Below are 9,637 nucleotides of genomic sequence, written 5' to 3'. Positions count from 1 at the left end.
TCGCTTACAAATGTGGCTGCAACCTGACAAGTCAGTTGCCTCAAAACGTTAATCAATACGATACTATCAACGTTTACAGACATTCAAGAATTTTCTCTTGGATGTCTTTTTTGTATAAAAAATAGTTGTTTTTCGGAAAGTTAGCTATTAATATTTATCAATGATAAAAATAGCATGTTTTAAGGGACTGACCCCAAAAAGTGAGAATTTAATAAAAAGACACCTCCATGTGCATTTGATTATATTGTGTCAAATCCAACTTGGAGGTGTTTTTATTTAGTTCTCATTTACGGGGGTCAGTGCCAAAAAACACTTGACTTAATTAATGAAAAGGGTTATACTATGTTCAAGCAAATACTTGAATGATATTGAGGTGAGAATATGATTAACAAAGATACTTGTGAAATTTATTGTTATGACGAAGAAAAGGTCAATCGAATACAAGGGAATTTACAGACAGTAGATATTTCTAGTGTTGCCCAAATGTTAACAGCTATTGCAGATAAAAATAGAGCAAAAATTACCTATGCATTGTGTCAAGATGACGAACTGTGTGTGTGTGATATTGCAAATATTATAGGTGTTACGGTTGCAAATGCCTCTCATCACCTACGAACGCTCCATAAGCAAGGGATTGTTAAGTTTCGAAAAGAGGGAAAACTTGCATTTTATTCATTAGATGATGAGCATATCAGACAAATTATGATGATTGCATTGGCACTTAAGAAAGAGGTGAAGATCAATGTCTAGTGGGAAAGCAAAACAGTTCGAAGAAGAAATGAAAGCCTATCGTGTTCAAGGATTTACTTGTACGAACTGTGCAGCCATTTTTGAAAATAATGTTAAAGAACTTCCCGGTGTTCAGGATGCGAAAGTAAATTTCGGAGCATCTAAAGTTTATGTTAAAGGGACGACAACCATTGAAGAATTAGAAAAAGCAGGAGCATTTGAAAATTTAAAAATTCGAGATGAAAAAGAACAAAGGGTAGAAGGAGAACCTTTTTGGAAGCAGAAAGAAAACATTAAGGTATATATATCAGCTCTTTTACTTGTAGTTAGCTGGTTCTTAGGAGAGCAGTATGGTGAAGAGCATGTTCTACCGACAATTGGTTATGCAGCGTCCATTTTAATCGGTGGATATTCGTTATTTATTAAAGGTCTCAAAAATTTAAGCAGATTAAATTTCGATATGAATACGCTTATGACTATTGCCATTATAGGAGCTGCAATTATTGGTGAATGGGGTGAAGGGGCAACCGTTGTTATCCTATTTGCGATTAGTGAAGCATTAGAGCGTTATTCAATGGATAAAGCACGTCAATCTATTGAATCTTTAATGGATATTGCCCCAAAAGAAGCGTTAATTCGACGAGGCAATGAAGAAATGATGATTCATGTTGATGAGATTCAAGTTGGAGACATCATGATAGTTAAGCCCGGTCAAAAGTTAGCAATGGATGGAATAGTGGTTAAAGGTACATCGACATTAAATCAGGCTGCGATTACAGGTGAAAGTGTTCCAGTAACGAAAATCACAAATGATGAAGTATTTGCAGGAACCTTGAATGAAGAAGGGTTACTTGAGGTTAAAGTAACAAAACGAGTTGAAGATACCACTCTTTCAAAAATCATTCACTTGGTAGAAGAAGCCCAAGCAGAACGGGCCCCCTCTCAAGCGTTTGTCGAGAAATTTGCAAAATACTATACACCAGCTATTGTCATACTAGCTCTTTTAATTGCAGTAGTTCCACCATTATTTGGCGGAGACTGGAGCCAATGGATTTATCAAGGATTAGCTGTATTAGTGGTTGGTTGTCCTTGTGCCTTAGTAGTCTCAACTCCAGTTGCTGTGGTTACAGCAATAGGAAATGCAGCGAAAAATGGTGTATTAATTAAAGGTGGTATCCATTTAGAAGCAGCAGGACACTTAAAAGCGATAGCCTTTGATAAAACAGGAACATTAACCAAAGGGATTCCAGCTGTAACAGACATTGTGACATATGGTAGAAATGAAAATGAATTAATAACCATAACATCAGCCATTGAAAAAGGATCGCAGCACCCTCTTGCTTCAGCGATTATGCGAAAAGCAGAAGAAAATGGATTAAAATTCAATGAAGTAACAGTAGAGGATTTTCAATCCATTACAGGTAAAGGCGTTAAAGCCAAAATAAATAATGAAATGTATTATGTGGGAAGTCAAAATCTTTTTGAGGAATTACACGGAAGCATTTCAAGCGATAAAAAAGAAAAAATTGCCGATATGCAAACTCAAGGTAAAACGGTGATGGTGTTAGGAACAGAAAAAGAAATTCTTTCGTTTATTGCCGTAGCCGATGAAATGAGGGAATCGTCTAAAGAAGTTATCGGCAAGTTGAACAATATGGGAATCGAAACAGTGATGCTAACAGGCGATAACCAAAGAACGGCAACAGCCATCGGAAAACAAGTTGGTGTTTCGGATATTAAAGCTGACTTACTTCCAGAAGATAAGCTTAATTTTATTAAAGAACTTCGAGAAAAACATCAAAGTGTGGGGATGGTCGGAGATGGCGTGAATGATGCTCCAGCCCTTGCGGCATCTACCGTTGGTGTAGCAATGGGTGGTGCTGGAACTGATACAGCTTTAGAAACGGCTGACATCGCCTTAATGTCTGATGATTTGAGTAAATTGCCATATACAATAAAATTAAGTCGTAAGGCTTTAGCAATCATCAAGCAAAACATTACCTTCTCTTTGGCGATTAAATTAGTGGCATTACTTTTGGTCATGCCCGGTTGGTTAACACTTTGGATAGCGATATTTGCTGATATGGGAGCAACTTTACTTGTAACATTAAACAGTTTACGCTTATTGAAAATCAAAGAATAGGTTCTAAAATGGTTGTACTGACCCCAAAAAGTTAGACAGAAAATCTAACTTTTTGGGTGTTTTTATTTAATTCTCATTTACGGGGGTCAGTGCCAAAGGTTATGAAGTTTGGGCAAGGAAACATAATATCAAAACAATGGCAGATTCAATAATTAAATTAAGAGAACAAGGCATTAATTCCATTACCCAGCTCGATGATCTAATCAAAAAATCTGCCGATGATAGACAAGATTTGTTAGATAAAATAAAGAACATTGAAACTAAAATGAAGAGTTTATCTCAAGATATGGAAAATATAAATACTATAAATAAGTATCGTGAAATCTATAAATACCACAAGAAAAATCTTGAAGATAAACAATTTGCAGAGGAGTATTATAGCGAACTTCCCGTATATAAAATTGCCGCTAAAGAAATTTTAGAAAACTATAAAAAGCTACCAAAAACAAAAGAAATACTATCAAACTTCGATAAATTGCAAGAAAAAAAGAACAATTTTCTGACCTTGTTCAGTATAGGAAAAACTATGAAAATTATTATGAGATAGAAGGGGAGAGATAAAAAGCTATAAGCGTTCCTTACATTTGTTAAAAATACTTAACACAATTTGTTTACAATAGTAAACTTACTTCGAACATGTTTGTTCACATCTGTAGACAACTAGGGGGAAAGGAGAATGAGCACAATAGAATTTAATACTTATATCACAGATGCAGAAGATATTTTTAACCGTATTTGCAATAAGAAAGTCGGAAATGTAATAAGAAGTATCATTGACGATCATGTTTTAAGCTTCGATGATATAGAACGACTAGAAAAAATATTAGAGATGAAAAAATCTTTCGCACTAGAAGAAGTGGATTGCAATTGTCCAGAAGGACAATGCGAATGTCATTTACATCATCATTTAGCATAAGGAGGAATTTAAAATGAATAATGACAACATGGATAAGTTAAAACACGAGCATGGAATCACAGATGAACATGGAGACCATAAGGATAAACATCAAGAACATCATGCTGGGCATGATCACAGTGGGCATGATCACAGCGGGCATAATCACAGCGGGCACAGTGGGCATGACCACAGTGGGCACGGAGGGCATGCCCACCATCATCACGGAAGCTTTAAGGAACTTTTCTTAAAGTCATTGCCACTAGGAATCATTATTATGCTCTTAGTCCCTTTGCATGGATTTGAACTACCATTCCAGTTTACTTTTCCATATTCTGATATTGTAGTAGCTATTTTATCTACTATATTAATTATTTATGGTGGACGTCCATTCTATCAAGGTGCAGTTGACGAATTTAAACAAAAAGAACCTGGAATGATGGCACTCGTTTCTTTAGGTTTAAGTGTTTCATATTCATACAGTATTTATGCTGTGATCATTACCTACGTAACGGGTGAACACTTGATGGACTTTTTCTTTGAATTTGCTTCATTACTATTAATCATGCTATTAGGTCACTGGATTGAGATGAAAGCTATTGGAGAAGCAGGAGACGCACAAGCAGCATTGGCTAAGTTAGTGCCGAAAGATGCTCACGTTGTATTAGAAGACGATTCAATTGAAACACGACCAGTTGCTGACTTACAGGTAGGTGATTTAATTCGTGTTCAAGCCGGAGAAAATGTGCCAGCAGACGGGATTATCGATCGTGGCGAATCACGTTTAAATGAAGCTCTTCTAACTGGGGAGTCAAAAGCAGTAAAAAAAGGCCCTGGTGATGAAGTAATCGGGGGCTCAACAAATGGAGAAGGGGTTCTTTATATTAAAGTGCTTGAGACAGGTGATCAATCCTTTATCTCTCAAGTACAGAATTTAATCAGCCAAGCTCAAAGTCAGCCTTCCAGGGCAGAAAATATTGCGCAAAAGGTTGCAGGGTGGCTCTTCTATATTGCTGTTATTGTCGCGCTAATTGCTTTTGTAGTGTGGATGATTATTGGAGATATCCCAACGGCAGTTATATTTACTATTACTACATTAGTTATTGCTTGTCCGCACGCATTGGGTCTGGCTATTCCATTGGTAACCGCCCGTAGCACAAGCTTAGGAGCTAGCCGTGGCTTACTAGTAAAAGACCGCCAAGCCTTAGAAATAGCTCAAGATGCAGATGTGATGATTTTAGATAAAACGGGTACTTTAACAACTGGTGAATTTAAAGTATTAGATGTAAAACTTCTTAATGACAAATATACAAAAGAGGAAATCATTGCCTTATTGGCAGGTATTGAAGGAGGATCTAGCCACCCAATTGCTCAATCAATTGTAAGTTTCGCCGAGCAGCAAAATATACGTCCAGCATCTTTTGATTCGATTGATGTGATTTCCGGTTCTGGAGTAGAGGGTAAAGCAGGTGGGCACCGTTACCAATTAATCAGTCAAAAAGCCTATGGACGTAATCTTGATATGGATACTCCAAAAGGAGCAACTCTTAGTGTCTTAGTAGAAAACGATGATGCCATTGGTGCTGTAGCTTTAGGGGACGAATTAAAACCAACAAGTAAAGAGTTAATTAAAGCTCTTAAAAAGAACAATATTCGACCAATTATGGCGACAGGTGATAATGAAAAAGCGGCTCAAGGCGCGGCAGCAGATTTAGGGATTGAATATAGATCAAATCAATCTCCACAAGACAAATATGAGTTAGTTAAAACACTTAAAGATGAAGGAAAGAAAGTTATCATGGTAGGTGATGGTGTAAATGATGCTCCTTCTCTTGCCTTAGCAGATGTTGGTATAGCTATAGGTGCTGGAACTCAAGTTGCGTTGGATTCAGCTGATGTCATATTGACTCAATCCGATCCAGGAGATATTGGATCATTCATTGATTTAGCACACAAAACAACTCGTAAAATGAAACAAAACCTATTTTGGGGAGCTGGTTATAACTTTATAGCTATCCCTCTAGCTGCAGGAATTTTGGCTCCTATTGGTATCACATTAAGCCCTGCATTAGGAGCAATCCTAATGTCTGTGTCAACAGTCATCGTCGCCATTAATGCTATGTTATTACGTTTAGATCCAAAAAATAACGGTTAACAGATCGAATGATTGAAACTTCTTAAAGTATCAAGATACAATAGTTTTACAGGATAAAAAGAGATGTAAGTACTGGCTCTTTGTAAAATCGTGTTGGTAGAAGTAGACGATTTTTCTACCAACACGATTTTTAATTTATTACGGTAGCAAACTGGTTTTTACATAAAGTAATTGATAAACCCAATATAGATCAAAAAGAATTACTTGAAGCTACCGCACAATATAGGAAGTTATTGATACCTGACCTAATAATTAAAGGAGTGGGATTGATTCTATCCTTAATTCTCTATCCTCCGATTATGATGTATAGTGTTTTAGTTGCGGCATTTTACATTATAACTTTAAAAACACTATCCGAAAAAAGAGTGAATAACTAAAAAACGGTGATCAAAGTTAGGTGTATTATTTTAATGCTCACAGACCTAAATTATTCCCCTATTTATAATCTATTGATTCATATTTTATGAAATTAATCAGTAGATATCGTTCTGAAAAGCCTTGATAATACGCTGTTTTTAGTCCAACTGAAACCCATACTTTCCAAACCAGGCTTGAAAAAGGCCCGTAAAGCGTCACAATTTAGTAAACGTTAAAACTTATTTACATTTATTAAAAGCATTTCGTATCAAAAATACGAGATGCTTTTTTTCTAGCTTAATTTTACAAATTGGATTTTGAAGGACACCATGGACCTATTTTCAAGTTGATAACGACTACAAATTTGTTCTGGAGACCATGAAGATTGTAATCGCTCTTTAATTTCCTACTTCAATTCACAGGAGTCTAACTCGATTTTCTTCCCTTCTGCTTCGCCAATTGTTCATTGTGTGTTTGTGCTGCTTGTGCAGAGTAAGTGTCATTACCACACTTAATTCTCTTGAGAAGGTTGATTTGTGAACGCCTAATTTTCTAGCTATTTGGCAGGGTTTGAGACCTAATTCTAGGTAAGTCTCTATCTTAATTCGCTCAATTATGGTAATATGATGGTAGCTTATAGATTTCTCCCGTGTTCTGTTTAGTGTGGTTACTTACAGTTTACACGAGATTGGGCTCTATGAGTTTTTTGTTGCACTATATTTTACCATTTATCAAATATAAAAAAGTAAGCTCAGAAAATCTCTGATCTTATTCTCATATCTCTCCAAACAACTTCCGTAAAATTTTCGGTGTGATACGTTGTCCTGGCCCTACGTAAGTATAGGCGTGCAGGTACATGGCAGGATTGAAGTTGAGTTCGATACAGGTGCAATTTGGTAGCTCCTTACTAGCAGGCTTGGTGTAGTCTGGGATAATCAAATCGACTCCACAGGCCCAAGCCCCCATAGCAGTCGCCATATCGGCAGCTAGTTGTTTGTAACTCTCGCCCATCTGGTCAGTCATGTCAATGGAGTCGCCTCCAGTTGAGATATTAGAATTACCACGCAGAAAGGTTTGGCTACCTTTAGGCAAGACTGTATCAGGTGTGTAACCCTGCTGTTCCAACATGAGTAATTCAATATCACCCAGATTGATGATTTCAAGAGGTGAGCGATGGTCGCGGCCACGCAGAGGGTCTTGGTTTTTCTTTTCGACTAATTCTCGGATGCTTGAGCTTCCGTCGCCTACGACATTGGCCGCGACGCGGAGCACGACAGCCTCGCATTTTCCATCCAAGATAAAGAAACGGTACTCGGTCCCTGCCACAAACTCCTCGACTAGCACATGGCTATCTTCCGAAAAGGCGATGTCTAGGGCTTTTTCATAGCCAGAAAGGCTTGTTGACTCTTGGAAGATGGAAATGCCCAGACCGAAGTTGGTGGATTTGGGTTTGACAACAATAGCAGAGTTGGCTATTTGTCCGTAGTACCGCAAGGCATCGTCCTTGTTAGCAAATTCTGCTCCCGCAGGTACTGGATAACCAGCCTTGTCCAAAATCTTTTTGGTCACAACCTTATTAGCCATGGCCAGTGGAATTACGTAGTTATCTTTGGATGTCATGTTGCTATTTTTAATGTACTCCACATGGTCACCATGCCAGAGTTTGAGAAATTGGTCTTCCTCATCTAAAATTTCTACGTTCAAGCCCAGCTGAATGGCGTCAAAGAGAATCATTTGGGTGGAGAGTTCCATGTTTTCATAGCCTTTGAGGGCATAAGGTGCTGTCCAAGCATAGTCATGAAAGGCATGTCCTTGTTGTTGGCCAAATTTTTCAAGGGACCCTTCTTCAACCTGCTCTGCTATTTTTCCAGAAAGGGTCAAACGTGGATCAAGAAGAGAGGCCTCCACCTTAGTGATAAGCTGGCTATAATAGTCATCCAGTCCAAAGTGAGCGACGATGTCCTTCATGGCTGTCACGATAGGTTTAGGGTCAGCCTCTTTAGGAAGTGGTGTGTGGGGATGGCTGAGAGCGATTTGGTTGTTGAGAGTAGCAGCTACTGCTAATTCTTCGTCGACTTGCTCCATGTCGTCTAGCCACAAGAGTGCGAGTGCAAAGAGGTGGGTGGTGTCTAGTGTTTCTTGGCTGATTGCCAGTGGCTCAAAGGGGTTGAGGTCAAAGTTGCGGAACTCTAGATAGGAGATGCCCTTAGTCAAAAAGTCCCGGCTAGTCTTAGCACCGCGTAAACGGATGGCAGAGTAAAATTCTTTTTCAGAGGACAGTTGCCCAGATCCAACAGCGTTTTCGATGTCGGTCACGTATTGCTCCAGTGAAGAGAAGGAAATGTGAACATCGGGGGCATTGACATAGCCGTAGTTGGAGTTACGAATCGACCGCACGCAACCAATTTCATCTGTCAAAAACCCTTTTTCTGCTAGCGGGCTTGCTCCGTAAAGGTAGGTCAAGAGCCAGCGATAACACAAGAAGTTCTGAGCTAACTTGAGATAGAGGGCATTCTTGAAGGTCAGTAAATCGTCATAGTCACTGACTTCAAAGAGCTGCTGGGTCAGATCTTTGCCGAGTTCAAAATTATAGTGAATTCCAGATATGGACTGGAGCAATTTGCCGTAGCGTTCTGCCAAACCAACTCGGTATTGATACTCGTAGTCACTTTCCAACTGGGCAATCTGAATCTCTTCTTCTACAATCACAGGTGGCATGGATAAAGGCCAAAGATATTCTGACTTATCCATTGAGCGAATAGCCACATCGGTGATGGCCCCGAGGAAGCGACGAGCTTCCGTGGTCGACTGTGCTACCGGTGTAATGAGCTCTAGTTGAGGTTCGCTATAATCTGTCTGGATATAGGGATGGAAACTGCGAGAACCCAATTTTTCAGGGTGTGGCGTTTGAGCGACACGGCCTTCAGTATTGATTCGTAGAGATTCGCGCTCCAGACCAAAGGTGGCTTGTAAGATGGGAGTATTTGGGGATAATTTTTGAAATACGTTTGATAGGTTCATGATTAGGCCTCGAAATAACTAGTTTCTCTATTATTTTATCAGTTTGTTAAATAAACTCAACTTTCTGCTACGGAGATGGAGAAGGAAATGCTCGGACGAATTGACTATTTACTTGTATTAAATATAAGCAAAAGCATTAGTAGAAGTATTGAAACTACACCTAATAGTTTTTTCCCCACACTCAATCTCTCATTTCTGTCTTTTTTTCGTAGACAGTTATAAAGTCGATCAGAATAAACCTTGTAAGTGTATAAGTTAATTCTTACAGACCTAAACTATTCCCCTATTTTAAAAATATTGATTCAGATTTTATGAAATTAAAAAGTAGATATTGTTC

At 38.5% G+C, this 9,637-nt stretch carries 4 protein-coding genes and 4 pseudogenes; 6 read left to right on the top strand and 2 right to left on the bottom strand.

Going from position 1 to position 9,637, the window contains the following annotated elements:
- The first annotated feature begins 381 nt into the window (after nucleotides 1-381).
- From HMPREF2619_RS07105 to HMPREF2619_RS11755, 6 genes and pseudogenes are all read left to right on the top strand, one after another.
- Nucleotides 382-750, top strand: a complete 369-nt coding sequence (locus tag HMPREF2619_RS07105; protein ID WP_002926021.1) for an ArsR/SmtB family transcription factor — start codon at nucleotides 382-384, stop codon at nucleotides 748-750.
- Nucleotides 743-2,872 (top strand): heavy metal translocating P-type ATPase, encoded by a 2,130-nt coding sequence (locus HMPREF2619_RS07100; RefSeq protein WP_002926019.1) that lies wholly within the window; start codon nucleotides 743-745, stop codon nucleotides 2,870-2,872. Before HMPREF2619_RS07105 ends, HMPREF2619_RS07100 begins: the two co-directional genes overlap by 8 nt.
- A gap of 88 nt (nucleotides 2,873-2,960) precedes the next feature.
- Nucleotides 2,961-3,433: pseudogene (locus tag HMPREF2619_RS07095) on the top strand (hypothetical protein); the annotation flags it as partial.
- A gap of 151 nt (nucleotides 3,434-3,584) precedes the next feature.
- Nucleotides 3,585-3,788, top strand: a pseudogene (locus HMPREF2619_RS07090) (CopY/TcrY family copper transport repressor); the annotation flags it as partial.
- Between the two features lie 13 nt (nucleotides 3,789-3,801).
- On the top strand, nucleotides 3,802-5,922 hold the full coding sequence (locus HMPREF2619_RS07085) for a heavy metal translocating P-type ATPase (RefSeq protein WP_004250845.1): 2,121 nt from the start codon (nucleotides 3,802-3,804) through the stop codon (nucleotides 5,920-5,922).
- A gap of 140 nt (nucleotides 5,923-6,062) precedes the next feature.
- Nucleotides 6,063-6,299 (top strand): annotated as a pseudogene (locus tag HMPREF2619_RS11755) (hypothetical protein); the annotation flags it as partial.
- 296 nt (nucleotides 6,300-6,595) lie between these two features.
- Here the strand turns inward: HMPREF2619_RS11755 and HMPREF2619_RS11750 are convergent.
- Together HMPREF2619_RS11750 and gshAB are read right to left on the bottom strand one after the other, a co-directional pair.
- Nucleotides 6,596-6,917, bottom strand: a pseudogene (locus tag HMPREF2619_RS11750) (transposase); the annotation flags it as partial.
- A gap of 136 nt (nucleotides 6,918-7,053) precedes the next feature.
- Complete coding sequence (gshAB, locus tag HMPREF2619_RS07080) at nucleotides 7,054-9,300, bottom strand: bifunctional glutamate--cysteine ligase GshA/glutathione synthetase GshB (protein WP_070460363.1); 2,247 nt, start codon at nucleotides 9,298-9,300, stop codon at nucleotides 7,054-7,056.
- Nucleotides 9,301-9,637: the final 337 nt, after the last annotated feature.

The sequence above is a fragment of the Streptococcus sp. HMSC074B11 genome, assembly GCF_001808705.1.
GTDB lineage: Bacteria > Bacillota > Bacilli > Lactobacillales > Streptococcaceae > Streptococcus.
This window is presented reverse-complemented; position numbering and strand designations above follow the sequence as displayed.

What these genes read in the sequence shown, in the direction of transcription:
- gshAB (WP_070460363.1), bottom strand. Translation starts at nt 9,300, where the DNA reads ATGAACCTATCAAACGTATTTCAAAAATTATCCCCAAATACTCCCATC.
- HMPREF2619_RS07105 (WP_002926021.1), top strand. Translation starts at nt 382, where the DNA reads ATGATTAACAAAGATACTTGTGAAATTTATTGTTATGACGAAGAAAAG.
- HMPREF2619_RS07100 (WP_002926019.1), top strand. Translation starts at nt 743, where the DNA reads ATGTCTAGTGGGAAAGCAAAACAGTTCGAAGAAGAAATGAAAGCCTAT.
- HMPREF2619_RS07085 (WP_004250845.1), top strand. Translation starts at nt 3,802, where the DNA reads ATGAATAATGACAACATGGATAAGTTAAAACACGAGCATGGAATCACA.